Consider the following 17,006-nt stretch of genomic DNA (forward strand, 5'->3'; position numbering starts at 1 on the left):
TATTTACCGATTTCTTTACTGTTGCGCGGTAGAATATCAGCATCAAATAAAGGAGGTTAACTTTATGGATTATGTTCTTAAGACAGATGCTTTGAGCAAAAAATACAGGCATTTCAAAGCATTGAACGGACTATCTATGAATGTTCCCAAAGGAGCTATCTACGGCTTCGTTGGGAAAAATGGTGCTGGTAAAACAACGCTCATTAGACTGATTTGTGGGCTTCAAGAGCCTACATCTGGCATTTACACGCTATATGGAAGAAAAAATACCGATAAAGATATCGTGAAATCACGTAGAAGGATAGGAGCTATTGTAGAGACTCCGTCTATGTATCCTGACATGACGGCAGTGGAGAACCTTAAGCAACAATATAGAATTCTTGGTCTTCCGTCCTTTGACGGACTATATGAAATTCTGAAATTAGTAGGGCTTGAAGATACAGGTAGGAAGAAAGCCAAAAACTTTTCTCTCGGTATGCGTCAAAGATTAGGTTTTGCCATAGCCCTTGTTGGCGACCCTGATTTCTTGATATTGGATGAGCCTGTCAACGGACTTGACCCACAGGGCGTTATTGAGATGAGAGAACTAATTTTGAAACTCAACCGTGAACAGCAGATCACAGTTTTGATTTCAAGCCATATTCTTGACGAGCTTTCAAAGCTTGCAACACACTATGGCTTTATCGACAAGGGATGTATTGTGAAAGAAATCAGTGCTGAAGAATTGAATGATGCTTGTAAGAAGTACGTCCGTATGGAAGTGAGTAACACAAAGGCTCTTGCCCGAGTACTTGACGGAATGAATATTCATTATAAAATCCTTTCTGATACAACTGTTGATGTATTTGCAAAAATGAAAATATCTTCATTTATATCGGCATTGGCAAAAGAAAACTGCGAAGTGATTTCCATGCAGGATCGTGATGAAAGTCTGGAAAGCTACTATATTAACCTTGTAGGAGGTGGCAGAAGTGAATAAATTATTATCTGCTGAGGTTCATCGACTGCTTAAGTACAGACTTTATCTGATAGAATGCTTTGCATTTATAGTTTATCCACTTCATAAAATAATTTTCAGTGATTATGGTTATGAAGTCACCATTGATGGTTTTCTGTTTGCTACTATACCTTTTATAGGAATAGGAACTGCTGTTGTTATCTCACAGTTTATCGGAGAAGAATATTCTTGCGGAGCTATTCGCAACAAGCTTTCAACAGGCCATACCAGAAACTCAATCTACCTGACGGAGCTTGTTCTGCATTCTTTTGCAAGTGTAAATGTGCTTAATCTATCTGTTCTTTATATAATTATTGCAGGGCTAATAAGAGGTTGGAAATTTGAATTTTCATTTAGTACGTTATTTGGATATTATCTTGTGTGTATTTGTACAGTGTTAATTTTTTCAGCACTGTCGGTATTTGTTTCAATGGTAAATACCTCTAAAGTTGTGAGTTTGATTATTCTTTTGACTTTATCTTTCTTTTTTATGGAGACAGGAAGTAATTCATTAAGTAAACTCCAGCACTCTGAAATGCGTATGCCAAATAGTTTTGAGCTAGAAGAGGGATATTCCGAACCTATGCCAAATGTACTTTACCTAGAGGGTGGTATTAGAACAATACACCAGGGTCTCCTGCTTATTAATCCATATGGACAAGCAGTTTATGAATTTCAGATTATGTACGATAGATATGAAGAATATGCTAGCTCAAAAGTGATGGAAAATCCTCATATAAAAATTTTCTTATCTTCAGTTGTAGAAATTACAATTCTTACAGCAATAGGGCTTTTAGTTTTTAAGAAAAAAGATATTAAGTAAGGGAGTTTATACATGGAAATGTGGTTATGGTATGTAATTGGTGTTATGGCTGCAATTATTATAGCTTTGCTTTTAAAAATACATTTAATGCACAAGGCTGCAAGGGAAATCGAAACTGCCTTTGCCGACAGGCTCATAACCGATACTAACACCTTGATTGATATTTCTTCAAAGGATAAATATATGGGAAAATTGGCAAATACGATAAATATCCAGCTCCGTACACTTCGTACTGAGCGTCATCGTTTTCAACAGGGTGATATGGAGTTGAAAAATGCCATTACAAATATCTCTCACGATATACGAACACCATTAACTGCTATTCGTGGATACCTGGATTTACTTAAGCAAGAAGAAAATGCAGAGATAGCTGAGCGGTATATTGATGTAATTAGAAATCGAACAGAAATATTAATACAACTTACTGAGGAGCTCTTTCGGTACTCGGTGATCATTACAAAAGAACGTGATGCGGTTAGAAAGCCTGTTGTAATTAACAGCGTTTTAGAAGAAAGTATAGCTGCCTTTTATACTTCACTTAACGAAGGTAATATCATTCCAATTATTCAAATGCCTGAAGATAAAGTAATTCGAAATATTGATGGTTCTGCCTTATCTCGTGTATTTGCTAATCTTATAAACAATGCCATTAAGTATAGTGACGGAGATTTGGATATAACTTTATCTGAAGCAGGCGAGATTATTTTTACCAATACAGCCTCTGGATTGAATAGGGGAGAGGTAGGCAGATTGTTTGACCGATTTTACACCGTTGAAGCAGCTAAAAAATCAACAGGCTTAGGCTTAACCATTGCTAGAACTCTAATTGAGCAAATGAATGGAACTATATCAGCAAAGTATGATAATAATAGATTGAGCATCTATATTCTCTTTCCAGATCTTCAAATCTGAAACAAGAACAGAAATTACGTCGATTATATTTTAGTATCATATCTAAGGAGCGAATACATGAAAATTATAAATGCTAAAATGGACTATTTTGAGGAAGCTGTTGATATAGCTTTCAATAGTTATATGGCAGAAGGTAAACAGGTAGAAGCTATAGATAACTGCAGTAGAGCTGAAATTTCTAAAGAAATGTTTGCTGCATTTAAAAATAATAAAGGTTTCCTATGTCTAGAAAATGAAAAATTAGTGGGATATTTAGTTTATGGAAAAATAAGAAAAAGTGATGGAACCCTTTGGTGTATGGTTCCATTATGTGGTTGTGGTGCAGAGGGGCAAAGTAGAGTGAAGGTAATATCAATGTTATTTCAAAAACTAGCTGAGGAGCTGTGTATTAATCAAAAGGTACATTTTGAAATCAAACTATATGCTCATGACTCTGAAGTAATCCAGCTATTTTCTTTTTTGCAGTTTGGAATACAGTGTGAAGAAGGTATTCGTTATATTAATTCTGATGTTTCATGCAGTACAAATGTAAAGATTAAAGAACTATCAAAGGATGAAGTTGTGAAGAACTGGGAGGAAATATGGAAACTGCTAAAAGGTTTAATTAAACATTTACAAGAAAGTCCTGTTTTTTATTCTGGTACTGAATTCACAGAAGCAGTATATAAAGATTTTTTAATGGATAATAATACGAGAGTTGTGGTATCAGAAATAGAGAAAGAATTAGTTGGGATTATTACTGCAAATAAAGATGGGAATAGTTTTATAAATAGACAAGCTGATTGTTATAATGTCGGTGAAGCATATGTATTGCCTAAATATAGAGGAAGTATGGTTGCCCAAAGCATGTTAGATTATGTGTCTAATATTTTAGCTAAAGAAGATGCTCATAGACTTTGGGTAGAACATGGGACAGCTAATCCCAATGCTAGAGGGTTTTGGAATAAGTATTTTACTACTTACGGTTACACAATGATCAGAGATATAGAAGTGTTCTGATTATGAGAATTTTAATAGGACAACTAGTTTATGAATAAGCTTCAATAATATAGGAGTAAACAATTATGATTATTAGGGATATTGAGTTTGATGATGCAGATGCTTTTTGGGAAATGCAGTTTGCCCTCGATAAGGAAACAAGCTTTATGAACTATGAGCCTAACGAAAGGATAAAAACTAATAAGATTAATAATCTTATTAAGAATGCCGTAGAGGGCAAAGATCTGTTTTTAGCTGCTCAGGAGGATAATAGAATTATTGGCTTTATATCTGCTCAAAGAGGAGTATCTAACAGAACTAAGCATTCTGCATATATAGCAATTGGAATACGTAAGGATTTTCAAGGAAGAGGTATAGGTACTGAGCTTTTTGAGAGATTGGATTTTTGGGCCAGGGAAAATAATATAACAAGACTTGAATTAATGGTAGTTTGTTCTAATAGTATTGCTAAGCATTTATATGAAAAAAGTGGCTTTATCATCGAAGGGATTAGGAAAAATGCCATGGTTGTGGATGGGAAGTATGTTGATGAATATTATATGGCTAAGCTGCTCTAAATAATACATTTGTTTTTTTAACTAAGGAGGTAAAGTATGATTTATTTTGAAACACCAAGGTTAATATTCCGAGATTGGAAGAAACAAGATTTATACGAATTTCAGATTATGAATAGGGACCCTGAGGTAATGAAGTATTACCCCGCACTACTTTCTGAAGAGGAAACAAAAGCATTTTACAACAGAATAATCACTGAATTCACTGATTATGGTTATGGTCTTTATGCAGTAGAAGCAAAGGATGATAACAGCTTCATTGGTATTATAGGATTTCATCGAGCAACCTTCGAAGCTTCATTTACTCCCTGCATTGAAATTGGGTGGAGACTTAAATATGAAGCATGGGGTAAAGGTTATGCTACAGAAGGAGCAAAGGCATGCTTGAAGTATGGGTTTGATAAATTAGGCTTCAATAAGGTATATAGTTTTACTTCTAATATCAATATTCCTTCTCAAAATGTAATGAAGAAGATTGGCATGGTAAAGGTTATGGAATTTGAACACCCAAAGGTTCCCGAGGGAAATGCTCTAAGGAGACATGTTCTTTATTCTACTAATTAGCTTGGAACTATAAGTATGGAATATAGAATTTATATCTATTTAAGGGGAGAGATTGATTATGGAAAAGGTAATATGGGTGAGAAGTTTTGAAAAATCGCTAGGTTCAAAAGAAAATGATGGGTTGTCTATGGTAAATAAGTATTTAGAAGAAGGGTGGAAGGTTAAGCATATATCTGCCTGCTCTATGAGTGATAGTACAATATCAGGACAAGCATATATTGTTATTGAAAAAGATGCTGACTAGGATGGTTTTATGTATTTATAGCATATAACTCTAATAGTGTAATATAGCTGCTATATATGGCTGAGTTCAAAGGAGAAATATTATGAATGAACTCTTTGAAACTTTTCTGCAAAATCATGATTTAAGTGGTATAAGGTCAATTGAAAAAAGTGATTTGCACAATCATTTAGGAAAGGGAGGCAATGTAAGATATATTTCCTCCAAATTGAATTTGAAAATTGATTTGCCACCTGCAACATTTGAATCATTAATTCATATGGATAGATGGTTTAATGAAAATATAAGAAAACGTTGTCCTTTTATAAAGAGGTTTGAAGCTGCATTTGTACAGGCATCAGATGACAATATTGGTGTACTGGCAGCAAGTTTTGGACTTGATGAACAAATGACCATCGGAGGTATGGATGTAAACGCATTTATATATGAAATGAAAAGCTTTAATCAGCAAATAGCGCCCGATACAATATTTTTACCAGAGTTGGCCTTTGAAAGAAGATGTGATGTCGATAAAGAACTCTCAAGGCTTGATGAAGTATTATCCTACAATTGGTTTAAATCTATTGATATTAACGGTGTCGAAAATCAGCAGCCCATAAAAAATTTCAAGAAGATTTATAGAAAAGCAAAGGAATATGGGCTCAGATTGAAAGCACATGTTGGCGAATTCGGAACTGCCGATGATGTGATGGAAGCTGTAGAAGAGTTAGAGCTAGATGAAGTTCACCATGGAGTAGCATCTGCAAAGTCAGAATTTATAATGAATTGGCTCTCAAAGCATAAGATACAGTTGAATGTATGTCCATCAAGCAATGTTATGCTGCGTGTCGTGGAAAACTATTCAACTCACCCTATTAGAAAGCTATACGACCATGGAATACCTGTCACAATAAACACTGATGATTTGTTGATTTTTAATCAAAGCGTTTCTGAAGAATATCTAAATTTATTTAAGTACGGGGTAATGAATGCCAAAGAGTTGAACCACATCCGTGAAATTGGGCTAAGGCAAATTGATTTCTATGAGCCGTAAGAGTGTTTATCTAAAGTTTATTCGACTTTTCTTCAGAGGGAACATTGAAATAAATAAAGAACGAGAATATAAGGAGATTGATGGGATATTGGTAAAGGTTTCGGAAAGATGATTTAAAAAGGAGAAATATTATGGATATATTAACTGCAATTGCTGCAGGATTATTAACTATAGCTATACTAAGTAATGTGAAAATAAACAAGACTTCAGGTCAGCTGATGCTATTAGGTCTAGAGCTGAGCATAGTTGGAGTGGCCTTGCTAAATGCAGGTATATCTGGTAATGATCTTGCTAGTTATGTTTCTTATTTAGCTGGTACAGCTTTATTAATAGTTGGTCTTATATTTAATCTGTTTGGATTTTTCAAGAAGTAATCATAATTAAGATGAAGGGTATTATAGTTGTTAGTAGTTCAACAGTAATTTACTATGTAGCTAGATAATACAATTTAATAAGTATTTCTAGGAGGGGTATTAATTGAAATATCAAGTAATGCTAGATATATTTTACTTATATTTTTTATGGGTTTTATTAGCTTTATGACCATTAATCTTGTTATGAAAAATAATAACAATGATATACTTAAAGAAAAGGCGACGAAAGTAATAATAGAAGCACCTAAAAAATCAAATATCCCAGATATAAAAGAAACTGAAGAGGAAGGAGGAATAAGAGTAGAGGATACTTCACCTGACAATAATACTGATTCACCAGTTCAGCCACTACCTATACCATCTTCAGATTTTCCTGTTGAAGTTATACCACTATCTTAGACTATAATGAAAGCAATAATAGAGGGGTAAGGAGAATAATGAATTAATCCTTAGAGTAAATGATGATGAGGTTTATCGATTTGAGATTAAAGGGAGCGGTCTGATTTTCAAAAGTGGAGAGTATGCTGAAGGCTTGATTGAAGAAGGAGATATATTGGAGTTAACAGAGGATAAATAGAATCATATTTTAAAGGTAGGGATGCACTTATGAAATTATTTTTTATAAGACATGGACAAACTGATTGGAATTTAAAAGGGAAGATACAAGGAAGTAGCGATATAGAGTTAAATGAAATAGGTGTTAAGCAGGCAGAGGAATTAAGCAAAAAGCTATTGGCCGAGAATTACAGCTTCTCAAAAATTTATTCGAGCTCTTTAAAGAGAGCAGCTAAAACTGCTGAAGTTCTGAGCGAAAATACTAATATAGAATATGTAACTTTAGATGGAATCAAGGAGATGAATTTCGGTTTATGGGAAGGCTTATCCTGGTCAGAAGTTAAAGACAAGTATCCATCAGAATATGAAGAATGGTTTATAAAACGAAGATACACAAAAACTCCAAAGGGTGAATCCTATCAAGATATGCTAGAGCGGGTTTTGATGGCAATCTATAATATTATTAATGAGAATAGTGAAAATGTTGTAATTGTTACCCATAGTGCAGTAATTATGAGCATACAATGTTATTTAACTAGTACATCCTTTGATCAAATGACTAAGTTTAAAACGGATAATGGTTCCGTTGTGGAGATTGATACTGATTTATTTAGGTAGCTTTATTATATGACTTATTGTACTTTCAGCTTATTTGTGTTGGAGCTTATAGTATTTTTATTTTCAATCAATATGATACAGAAATTGATTAACTAGAAAGCTAAATAAATTCTATAGCTTGGATAACTATAATGCGCATAAGTAAAATAGGAAAAATTTTTGTACTAAGGAGGATGAACATATGGATTATAAAGTTATTGATCTTAATGATAATCAGGTGGACTATATTGAAGAACGCCTAGATGAATATGATAAGCAACATATAACCTATAAAATGTCGGGTAGTATAAGTATTGGTATTATAGAAGATGATAAGGTAATAGCTGGGGCAGATGCCTGTATGACTGCATTCAAGATACTGTATGTTTCAACTGTATTTGTTGATGAGAATTATAGGGGTAAGAAAATAGGCACGTTATTAATGCGAGAAATAGAAAAAAGAGCAAAGCTGCTGGGTGCCAATATGATCAGATTAGATACCTTTAACTGGCAAGGGAGAGACTTCTATATTTCCTTAGGCTATGAAGAGGTGGGTGCTTATGAGAATAAAATCGATGGCTTTTCTGAGCACTTCTTTGTGAAGAGATTGTAATAAATTCTAGTGGATTAACAGGAGGAAAGATGTTGTGTGATACAAGCACTACAAAAAATGAAGAGATTCGTTTAGGTACTATTACCCCAGATAATTGGCGTATATTTAATGGCTTAAAGGTTAAGGAGAATCAGCAGTCTTATGTTCCTTCAAATGTGGTTATACTTGCCAGAGCTTTTGCTTATAGAGAATATAATAGCTGTGTGTATCCAATTTATAAAGGGGATACACCTATAGGATTATTAATGCAACGAGATTATGAAGAAAATCATAGATTATTATGCGTTTTAGAAGAATTTATGATAGCAGAACAATATCAAGGAAAAGGCTACGGGAAGGTAGCCATGGATCTTTGGTTATCCATAATAAAATATGAAAACAAGTATGCTTCGATAATCCTTTGCTATATAGAGGGCAATGAAAGAGCACGAGATTTCTACCTAAGGATGGGATTTAAACATACGGGAGTAATAGATGAGGACGAGGTAGTTATGGAGTATGATCTGAAGGAGAGAATCACACCAAGTGACAATCAGTAAAACCATGAAAGGAATAAGCTATGGAAAGAAGAATACGCAATTCTGCAAAGGCACTGATCATTAAGGACGGTAAAATGCTGGCAACTAAAATTAATGATAAGGGAGATATCTTCTACATAATGCCTGGAGGAGGGCAGGAATCTGGAGAAACCTTAGAAGAGGCTGTTATAAGAGAGGTTAAAGAAGAATTCGGATATATCGTTGAACCAAAGTCCCTTGAATTTGTAATTGAAGGAGTAAGGGGAGAGTCCTTTCATAGAGTTGATTTAGTATTTTTATGTGAGTATATCAGTGAAATCCAGGGTGCTGAAATCATTAGTGACTGTAACCAAATAGGCTATGATTGGCTATCTATTGAAAATCTTATAAATGAGCCTTTATATCCTTCGAGATTAAGAAAGCAGATAATGAACTTGTATAATGGGGAAGAGACTATAGTCTATCTTGGAGATGAAAGCATGGAGGAATAGATAAATGATTGTAAGAGAAATTGAATATAGTGATGCAGCTGCCTTTTGGCAAATGCAGTTTCAGCTGGACAAAGAGACAAGCTATATGATGTACGAGCCTAATGAAAGAGTTAGGAATGATAATTCAATTAATAATCTTATAAAGAACTCCATAGAAGGGAAAGCTCTATTATTAGTTGCAGAAGAGGATAAGCAAATTGTTGGATTTCTCTCTGGTCAAAGAGGTGGACCTAATAGGATAAAGCATACAGCTTATATAGTGGTGGGAATACGAGAGGCATACAGAGGACAAGGGATTGGCAGTGAGTTTTTTAAAAGATTGGATTTATGGGCAAGAGCAAAAAACATAACAAGGCTTGAATTAACGGTAGTGTGTACTAATCATATAGCTAAGAAGCTTTATGAGAAAAATGGCTTTGTCATTGAAGGGGTTAAAAAGAAGTCTATGCTTGTCAATGGAGAATTTATTGATGAGTTTTATATGGCAAAGCTGCTTTAGATCCTTTGCGGGTATAGTATACTTTGTTCTAGTAGTACTGATTTATTTTAAAAAAGGAGATGAAATGATGAATAGTTTTGTTTATGACATTCCAACTCGGGTGTATTTTGGAGAAAATCAGTTTGGACATTTAGGTGAAGAACTTAGTAAATACGGAAAAAGAGTGTTGATGGCCTATGGTGGTGGGTCCATCAAGAAGATTGGCCTGTATGATACTCTTATGGCAGAGATGAATAAGTTTGGATTGGAAGTATATGAGCTTTCAGGAATTGAACCAAACCCACGAATTGACTCTGTAAGAGCTGGAGCAAAAATCTGTAAGGAGAAAAATATTGATGTAATCCTTGCTGTTGGTGGAGGGTCCGTATTGGATGCTTCCAAATGGATGGCGGCTGGAGCATATGTTGATCATGATCCATGGGATTTCTTTAGTAAATGGGCTCCTGTTGAAAAGGCACTGCCTCTTATCACAGTATTAACACTGTCAGCCACAGGCTCGGAGATGGATGCAGGGGGAGTTATAAGTAATCTTGAAACCAAGGACAAAATTGGTCGTATGGACCCACTGCTTCAGCCTAAGGTATCCTTCCTTGATCCTACAATTACTTACAGTGTAAGTAAATACCAAACTGCCTGTGGTGCTGCAGACATTTTAAGCCATATCATAGAAGTGTATTTTAATATGAATCAGGATCTTTATATGCTTGATTGTGTTATGGAAGGTCTGATGAAAACAGTAATTAAATATACACCCATTGCACTAGAAAAACCCGATGATTATGAGGCGAGAGCAAACCTAATGTGGGCTTCATCTTGGGCTATTAATGGCTTTGTAGATGGGGGAAAAGATCAGGCATGGAGCTGCCATCCCATGGAGCATGAGCTTTCTGCATTCTATGACATTACCCATGGCTTGGGCCTGGCGATTCTGACACCAAGATGGATGGAGTATTGTCTCGATGATACAACCGTATCTAAATATGTGCAGTTTGGTGTAAATGTATTTGGAATTGATCCAACGCTTCCATCTATGGACATAGCAAAGAGAAGTATTCAATTACTAAGTGATTTTCTCTTCAATCAATTAGGATTGGATGATACATTTACCAAAGTGGGAATTAAGGAAGAAGATTTTCCTGTCATGGCGAGGAAAGCTTGCATGAATGAAACAATTCCTGGATTTAGACCATTGAATCAGCATGATATCGAAAATATATTTAGAATGTGTTTATGAAGATAAGCTATAAGGAGTTTAAAAAGCCACAGAGTTGTGGCTTTTTACTTTGGATGTTGAATAAGTTAATGAAGGTTTTAATTATTATCTATTCTTTTTCTTACGGCTTATTTTCTTTCTTTCAGGGAAGAAAATGCTTTTTACACATAAAAAAGCTCCAGCAAAAGTTAATATAGGCAGGATCAATAATGGAAATGCGAAAGAGGTTACATAAAACTCCCATATCCCATGAATAGTATATTCTCCTGCTGCCATATACATCATTCCATAGCTAAAAGCTATAAGAATCAAGCCTGAAACAATCCCAGCTATATCAATGGAGTTTTTTTTCTTTTTTTCTTTTGTACTGAAAAAAATAGATGCTCCTAAAAGCAAAGGTATACCAGCAAACATAGCACCGATAAACAACATAATATTATGTCTATTAGGACCAACTATTATTGCTTCCTCAGGATTATTAGGATTATAGAAAATTTCTTTTCTACTTCCGATTTCAGGAAGGATGCCTGTACTATAATCCGTTGAAACCTTGTATTCCTGTCCATTAACTGAATAATTATATATTAGCTTATATGTGGCGGAAGTATGTTTTTTTCTAACGGAATCATATTTGTCTTCTGATTCTAAGATATAATCTAAAAGATACCCATCAACCTTTTTGTAATTTTTTATGGTTTTATTATAGTCAATTGTCTCTAATATACCAAAAAATAGTAAAAATAATCCGCATATAATAGTGATAGCTACTAGTCCTACACTCAAAGTTAATGGCATATTTATTTTGGTTTTTAATTTCATGTGAATTCCCTTCTTTACTTTTGTTCTTATCCAATCAAATAGAATTTATCGGAATTATATCTTATTAAAATGGACTAATATAATTATACAATATTATCACATAATTTATAATATTGTATAATTATTGGCTTAAGTCTACATAAGAAATTATATAGATAATATTAAAATAAAAAATATTTAGAAAATATCAATTCATTATATCAGATACTTTGCAATACTAACTTCAGTTTAGGATTATAAACGGAAGTTAGTTTTTCAATTTATATATAAATATTTAGGTTATAAGGTGGTATAATATTATTATACAAATATTGAAATAAATGGGAGAAGTATCTTATGGGTAAGGTAAAAAAGATTAGTTTTATACTGCTATTAATATCTTTTATAATAATCTTCCCTTTTATCGGTTGGTACCATGAAGATTTGAAATTGTAGACAATAAGCAACTATCCTATTGTAACTAATATAAATGAACATATATAGGAGATAATAAATGGAGATATTGGATGCCTATAGAGAAGATGGAACTATTGCGGGCTGTGATTTAGTTAGAGGAAGAGAGATACCTAAGGATTTATATCATTTGGTATGTGAAGTGTTAGTAAAGCATAAGGATGGAACGTACTTACTAATGCAGAGAGATTGGAATAAGAAAAACTATCCTGGATTATATGAAGCTACTGCTAGTGGTTGTGCATTAAAAGGAGAAAGCTCATATGAGGCGGCCTTAAGAGAACTTAAAGAGGAAACGGGAATAGATGCAAAGGATTTAAAATTAATGTACAGATATATCAGTGAACATACCCTATATCATGGCTATATATGTGAAACAAATTGTGTTAAGGAGTCTATAATGCTGCAAGAAGGGGAAACAATATCATTTTTATGGTTAAACAAGGAAGAGTTTTTAAATTTCGTTGATACAATGAAATATGTACAAGCTCAAAAAATGAGGTTGGAGAAATATTTAAATTCACTGAGGTGAATAAAAGTACAGATAAGAACGGGAGAGGTACAATGAAAAAAATATATATTTTAGGTGCAATCGTTGGTTTTTTGACTTTTTCCCTCAGCATGCAATTAGTGGAATTCTCTTCAATGTTCGTTATGCTTGGAATATGGGGATTTATATACTCTTTTGGCAAGCTATTAAGCAGTAAATGAGGTGGTTAAACTGGAAGTAAAAGGAGAGAAGATAGTTTTAGTTCCATATACAAAAGAAAGATGTCATGATTTTTTTAAAGATTATGTGGCTGACTCTGCTATGACCTATGAAGTTTATGCTTATGATAAGGAAAAAGTAGATATATATTATCAAAATAAAGTTTTAGATACGAGTAGGCTTTTCTTTGCAATAGCCTTTAATGATAAGACTATTGGTGAAATCCAAATAAAGCGAATAGATAGAGAAAAATTGTGTGGAACTTTAAGTGTTTGTCTAGTTAATGATTCACATAAGGGCAAGGGATACGGTACAGAAGCAGAGAAATTGATTATTGATTATGCAATAAATACATTAGGATTTAAGACTATTTATGCAGATGCAGTACATAGAAATAATAGAAGCAAACACATTTTAGAAAAATTGGGATTTAAGCATTTATATGATGATGAGGCCTTAGCTTACTACGAATTAAGTTTTAAATAAAGCTGTTTACATTATATTCTGAAGTTTCTTGGAGGGGTAAAATGTTCTTTGATACCAGTGCTTTGAAAAATGAAGAGATTTATTTAAGTTTATATAAGACTGCCGATGAAAACATAGCCAAAGGATATGTTCCTGCATACTATTTCAAAATTGTAAGGCGAAAGGATGAAGTAGAGGTAGGCGTATGCGATCTTCGTATAGGCTATAATAAGAATATTGAATACGGTGGAAATATAGGCTACGTAATCTATGAAACCTTCAGAGGAAATCATTATGCATCAAAGGCCTGTAAGTTATTATTGTCATTAGCAAAGAAGCACTGGATGGAAGAGGTTATTATAACCTGCAATCCAGATAATATAGCATCGAGAAAAACCTGTGAACACAGTGGCGCTAAATTCATTGGTATTATGGATGTTCCCAAGAATCATGAGCTATATAAAATAGGAGAGAAAAAGAAGTGCAAATATATAATTAGATTAAAAGCACATTTAAAATAAAGCCTCTGGTTAACTTAAGTCTATAACGCTAAGGCGTTTTCATAGAAAGAATAAGGAAAGGAAGTGGTTAATATGATGAAAATTATAGCCAAGAGTGTAGGGAGGGTGCACAACCTATAAACCCTCCAATAAAAAAATGGAGGAAAGTATGAGAATCGAAAAGGATAATATTGTGATTAGAAGTGCTACTATAGAAGATGCAGCTCAGTTAAATCGTTGGTGGAATGATGGACAGGTTATGGAACATGCAGGTTTTCCTAAAGGCTTGGGAGAATCTTTAGAGGACACGATTAATAGTATAAATAGATGGGAAGGAAAACTAAGTCAGCTTTGTATTATTGAAATTGATGGCAAGCCTGTAGGCGAATTGAACTATAAAATAAATGATGATGATGCTGCTTATCCAGGCTGGAAGATCTGTGACTTTAATTATCAGAACAAAGGCTATGGACCTAAAATTATTACCATGCTCTTTGAATTTATTTTCACTGATGAAGCTATTAATACCAGGTTTCCTATAAAGAAAATTCTATGGGATACAACTCTTGAAAATAAAAGAGCTCAGCACGTCTATGAAGCTAAAATTGGAGCAAAGAAAATTGGAATACAAGAAAATGCATGGAAAGATCAGCTAGGAAACTGGCGAACTGCTGTTGACTACGAAATTACTAGAGAAGATTTCTTTGATAGTGTAGTTTCAATTAGTCCTGTAAAGAGGGACAAATTAGATAAGGATAGTAATATAGAAATCAAAGCTTTTGAAGAAGGTGATTATGAGTCATTTGTTAGTATGTTTAATTCATACTTCTTAAATGACTGTCTGATTAAACTGAAATACTCTAAAATTGAAGGGATATGTTCAGAAATAATTGAAGCGGCCAAAGGAGAAGTTTCGCCTCTTTATTTGATTAAGATAAATAAAAAAACAGTAGGCTTTATTATTTACCAAATAGATGATCCAAGAAGTGATTGGTGCCAGAAGGAAGGCTTTGGCTTTATCCGTGAATTCTATATTGAAAAAGAGTATAGAAAAAGAGGCTTAGGAAAGCTTCTGTTTACTCATATTGAAAAAATTCTTAAAGGTAAGAGTATTGAACAAATATATTTAACTACTGATATTGCTGAAGAATTTTGGGAGAAATGTGGCTTTACTAAAACTTCTGAAGTTGGTTATAAAAATCAAGATCCAATTTATATTAAAAGGATTAATCATTAATAGGAGATTTTATGTGTGAGTTTTATTTTGATCAAAATAATCCTGAAGATAAAAAAATGAATGAAACTATTCTCCATGAGTTAAAAAAGAAAATTCAAAAAGAGAAAATATTAAGTTGTCTTATACTAAAAGATAATTCTTTGATATTTGAATTTTATAAGAACAGCAAGATCTCAGGGAGTCTTCAAACAATTAACTCATGCACTAAAAGTATTGTATCTGCATTGATAGGAACTTTAGTTGATAATGGCTTAATAAGAAGTGTTCATATGCCAATTACTGACTTCTTTGGTGATATAATTAATGAGCAAACTGATGAGAGATTGAAAGAAATTACTATATATAATTTATTAACCATGACACCAGGATTTCATTGGCCTGAATTTGGTGAGTGGAACTGTTTCTCACCTATGGTATACAGTAATGACATAGTTAAATTTATATTAGAGAGACCAATTATTGTAAGTCCTGGACAAGCCATGAATTATAATTCAGGTTGCTCTCATTTATTATCTGCTATTATTCAAAAACTAACAGGTATGAGTGCTCATAATTATGCCAAGGAGCATCTTTTTAAACAAATTGGAATATGCAATTCTAAATGGTATAACGATAGACAGGGAATTAGCCTTGGAGCAGATGGATTAAGACTTATCTCTTATGATATGTTGAAGTTTGGAAACCTGTACTTAAATAATGGATGTTTAAATGATAAACAGATAATATCAAGTGAATGGATAAAAGAATCTACAACCGCATTATATAAGACTTATGACGATATTGGGCATTATGCATATCATTGGTGGGTATCATCATTTAACAATAATGGCTTAGAAATAAATTATTATTTTGCTTTGGGGTATGGCGGTCAATATATAATAGTTGTGCCAAGGTTTAATTTAGTAGTTGTTTTTACAAGCAGGATGTATAACAATACGTTAAGGCCATTATACTATTTCAAAGAGTTTATTTTAAAAGCTATTGAGATTTGAATTATGAAAGGTTAGTTTTTCAAATTTAACAAAGGGAAGTCATTTGACTTCCCTTAAATTATACGGCAAAGTAAACATTAATCATTCTTAAGCTGATGGACTAGCCCTTCAGCCCCTTAGCCTGCCTTTCCATGTTTTCAACCACCACGTCAAAAAGCTCTCCTATAGATGCACCATACTCTAAAACCTTCCATGGAGTATTGGTGTGGAAATGAATTTTTATAAGCTCCTCATCGCCAACCACAAGGAGGCAGTCTCCTTCGATGTTAGCTGTTATATAATCATTGATTTCATCCTCAGAGAGATTCTCTCCTTCTATTAATAATTGAGTATCATATATATATTCAACCATAGTACACTCTCCTATATCTTTTTAAATTATAGTATACCAAAGTGACATATTTTTCAAACTAAATTTATATCTGAGTGATTAAGCACGTACAGGAGTAATTATTAAGATAATAAAAACGGAATAATAACAATAAAAACTTTTAGTTTAGAAGGTGTAAATTTGTTCCAAAAACCGTTGTGACAATGAATAGATTAAGCTACCATAAGGATAATATAACTTAAAGAAGCTAATATATCTTAAGGAGGTATTTATATGAATAAGGACATATTAAAAGGTAAATGGAATCAATACAAGGGTGAAGCAAAGAAAAAATGGGGCGAGTTTACTGATGATGAATTAGATCAATTAAATGGAGAAAGAGACATTATAGTAGGAAAGATTCAAGAAAAGTACGGAAAGAGCAAAGAAGAAGCTGAAAGAGAATTTGATGATTGGTCTACCGGCTTAGATAGAAGGAGCTCTATTTAATGATCAAACTATATATGCAATTGAAGCT

General features: G+C 33.4%; 25 protein-coding genes. 23 read left to right on the forward strand and 2 right to left on the reverse strand.

What is annotated here, in order from left to right; all coding sequences use genetic code 11:
* Positions 1–64 precede the first annotated feature (64 nt).
* The 16 genes from ACPWSR_RS12600 (at position 65) to ACPWSR_RS12675 (ending at position 11,004) form a co-directional block, all read left to right on the forward strand.
* Positions 65–979, forward strand: coding sequence for an ATP-binding cassette domain-containing protein (locus ACPWSR_RS12600; protein WP_426348582.1), 915 nt, complete (start codon positions 65–67; stop codon positions 977–979).
* On the forward strand, positions 972–1,820 hold the full coding sequence (locus tag ACPWSR_RS12605) for an ABC transporter permease subunit (RefSeq protein WP_426348583.1): 849 nt from the start codon (positions 972–974) through the stop codon (positions 1,818–1,820). Before ACPWSR_RS12600 ends, ACPWSR_RS12605 begins: the two co-directional genes overlap by 8 nt.
* A gap of 12 nt (positions 1,821–1,832) precedes the next feature.
* Positions 1,833–2,732 carry a sensor histidine kinase gene (locus tag ACPWSR_RS12610; protein WP_426348584.1) on the forward strand — a complete coding sequence of 300 codons (900 nt, stop codon included), beginning with the start codon at positions 1,833–1,835 and terminating at the stop codon, positions 2,730–2,732.
* Positions 2,733–2,789: 57 nt separating this feature from the next.
* Positions 2,790–3,731 (forward strand): GNAT family N-acetyltransferase, encoded by a 942-nt coding sequence (locus tag ACPWSR_RS12615; RefSeq protein WP_426348585.1) that lies wholly within the window; start codon positions 2,790–2,792, stop codon positions 3,729–3,731.
* A gap of 65 nt (positions 3,732–3,796) precedes the next feature.
* Positions 3,797–4,288, forward strand: a complete 492-nt coding sequence (locus ACPWSR_RS12620; RefSeq protein WP_426348586.1) for a GNAT family N-acetyltransferase — start codon at positions 3,797–3,799, stop codon at positions 4,286–4,288.
* A 36-nt stretch (positions 4,289–4,324) separates the two neighbouring features.
* Positions 4,325–4,849, forward strand: coding sequence for a GNAT family N-acetyltransferase (locus ACPWSR_RS12625; RefSeq protein ID WP_426348587.1), 525 nt, complete (start codon positions 4,325–4,327; stop codon positions 4,847–4,849).
* Positions 4,850–4,907: 58 nt separating this feature from the next.
* Complete coding sequence (locus tag ACPWSR_RS12630; protein ID WP_426348588.1) at positions 4,908–5,093, forward strand: hypothetical protein; 186 nt, start codon at positions 4,908–4,910, stop codon at positions 5,091–5,093.
* 82 nt (positions 5,094–5,175) lie between these two features.
* Complete coding sequence (locus ACPWSR_RS12635) at positions 5,176–6,123, forward strand: hypothetical protein (protein ID WP_426348589.1); 948 nt, start codon at positions 5,176–5,178, stop codon at positions 6,121–6,123.
* 131 nt (positions 6,124–6,254) lie between these two features.
* Positions 6,255–6,497: a hypothetical protein gene (locus tag ACPWSR_RS12640; RefSeq protein WP_426348590.1), complete on the forward strand. Its 243-nt coding sequence runs from the start codon at positions 6,255–6,257 to the stop codon at positions 6,495–6,497.
* 183 nt (positions 6,498–6,680) lie between these two features.
* Positions 6,681–6,896, forward strand: coding sequence for a hypothetical protein (locus tag ACPWSR_RS12645; RefSeq protein ID WP_426348591.1), 216 nt, complete (start codon positions 6,681–6,683; stop codon positions 6,894–6,896).
* 207 nt (positions 6,897–7,103) lie between these two features.
* A complete protein-coding gene (cobC, locus tag ACPWSR_RS12650) occupies positions 7,104–7,670 on the forward strand; it encodes an alpha-ribazole phosphatase (RefSeq protein WP_426348592.1) in 567 nt (188 codons plus the stop codon).
* Between the two features lie 181 nt (positions 7,671–7,851).
* The gene (locus ACPWSR_RS12655) at positions 7,852–8,262 is read left to right on the forward strand and encodes a GNAT family N-acetyltransferase (RefSeq protein ID WP_426348593.1); all 411 of its coding nucleotides are present in this window, start codon (positions 7,852–7,854) and stop codon (positions 8,260–8,262) included.
* 29 nt (positions 8,263–8,291) lie between these two features.
* Positions 8,292–8,801, forward strand: coding sequence for a GNAT family N-acetyltransferase (locus ACPWSR_RS12660; RefSeq protein WP_426348594.1), 510 nt, complete (start codon positions 8,292–8,294; stop codon positions 8,799–8,801).
* Between the two features lie 20 nt (positions 8,802–8,821).
* Entirely contained in the window at positions 8,822–9,271 is a 450-nt protein-coding gene (locus ACPWSR_RS12665) for an NUDIX domain-containing protein (protein WP_426348595.1), read from the forward strand.
* Positions 9,272–9,275: 4 nt separating this feature from the next.
* Entirely contained in the window at positions 9,276–9,770 is a 495-nt protein-coding gene (locus ACPWSR_RS12670; protein WP_426348596.1) for a GNAT family N-acetyltransferase, read from the forward strand.
* Between the two features lie 67 nt (positions 9,771–9,837).
* A complete protein-coding gene (locus ACPWSR_RS12675) occupies positions 9,838–11,004 on the forward strand; it encodes an iron-containing alcohol dehydrogenase (protein WP_426351384.1) in 1,167 nt (388 codons plus the stop codon).
* 84 nt (positions 11,005–11,088) lie between these two features.
* Here ACPWSR_RS12675 and ACPWSR_RS12680 read toward each other — a convergent pair whose 3' ends face one another.
* Positions 11,089–11,802, reverse strand: a complete 714-nt coding sequence (locus tag ACPWSR_RS12680; protein ID WP_426348597.1) for a DUF3592 domain-containing protein — start codon at positions 11,800–11,802, stop codon at positions 11,089–11,091.
* A gap of 493 nt (positions 11,803–12,295) precedes the next feature.
* Between ACPWSR_RS12680 and ACPWSR_RS12685 the strand changes: the two genes are divergently transcribed.
* The 6 genes from ACPWSR_RS12685 to ACPWSR_RS12710 all read left to right on the forward strand — a co-directional run bounded on the left by ACPWSR_RS12685 (position 12,296) and on the right by ACPWSR_RS12710 (position 16,158).
* Positions 12,296–12,787, forward strand: coding sequence for an NUDIX hydrolase (locus ACPWSR_RS12685; RefSeq protein WP_426348598.1), 492 nt, complete (start codon positions 12,296–12,298; stop codon positions 12,785–12,787).
* Positions 12,784–12,966 (forward strand): hypothetical protein, encoded by a 183-nt coding sequence (locus ACPWSR_RS12690; RefSeq protein WP_426348599.1) that lies wholly within the window; start codon positions 12,784–12,786, stop codon positions 12,964–12,966. Before ACPWSR_RS12685 ends, ACPWSR_RS12690 begins: the two co-directional genes overlap by 4 nt.
* Before the next feature lies 1 nt (position 12,967).
* Positions 12,968–13,450, forward strand: a complete 483-nt coding sequence (locus ACPWSR_RS12695) for a GNAT family N-acetyltransferase (protein ID WP_426348600.1) — start codon at positions 12,968–12,970, stop codon at positions 13,448–13,450.
* Between the two features lie 41 nt (positions 13,451–13,491).
* The gene (locus ACPWSR_RS12700) at positions 13,492–13,950 is read left to right on the forward strand and encodes a GNAT family N-acetyltransferase (protein WP_426348601.1); all 459 of its coding nucleotides are present in this window, start codon (positions 13,492–13,494) and stop codon (positions 13,948–13,950) included.
* Between the two features lie 136 nt (positions 13,951–14,086).
* Positions 14,087–15,166 carry a GNAT family N-acetyltransferase gene (locus tag ACPWSR_RS12705; protein WP_426348602.1) on the forward strand — a complete coding sequence of 360 codons (1,080 nt, stop codon included), beginning with the start codon at positions 14,087–14,089 and terminating at the stop codon, positions 15,164–15,166.
* An 11-nt stretch (positions 15,167–15,177) separates the two neighbouring features.
* On the forward strand, positions 15,178–16,158 hold the full coding sequence (locus ACPWSR_RS12710; protein ID WP_426348603.1) for a serine hydrolase domain-containing protein: 981 nt from the start codon (positions 15,178–15,180) through the stop codon (positions 16,156–16,158).
* Positions 16,159–16,258: 100 nt separating this feature from the next.
* Here ACPWSR_RS12710 and ACPWSR_RS12715 read toward each other — a convergent pair whose 3' ends face one another.
* On the reverse strand, positions 16,259–16,510 hold the full coding sequence (locus ACPWSR_RS12715; RefSeq protein ID WP_426348604.1) for a kinase to dihydroxyacetone kinase: 252 nt from the start codon (positions 16,508–16,510) through the stop codon (positions 16,259–16,261).
* 252 nt (positions 16,511–16,762) lie between these two features.
* Here ACPWSR_RS12715 and ACPWSR_RS12720 point away from each other — a divergent pair, with 252 nt between their 5' ends.
* On the forward strand, positions 16,763–16,978 hold the full coding sequence (locus tag ACPWSR_RS12720; protein ID WP_426348605.1) for a CsbD family protein: 216 nt from the start codon (positions 16,763–16,765) through the stop codon (positions 16,976–16,978).
* The last annotated feature ends 28 nt before the right edge of the window (positions 16,979–17,006 follow it).

Origin of the sequence: Alloiococcus sp. CFN-8 (assembly GCF_049943125.1) — a bacterium.
Lineage (GTDB): Bacteria > Bacillota > Clostridia > Clostridiales > Clostridiaceae > JAEXZL01.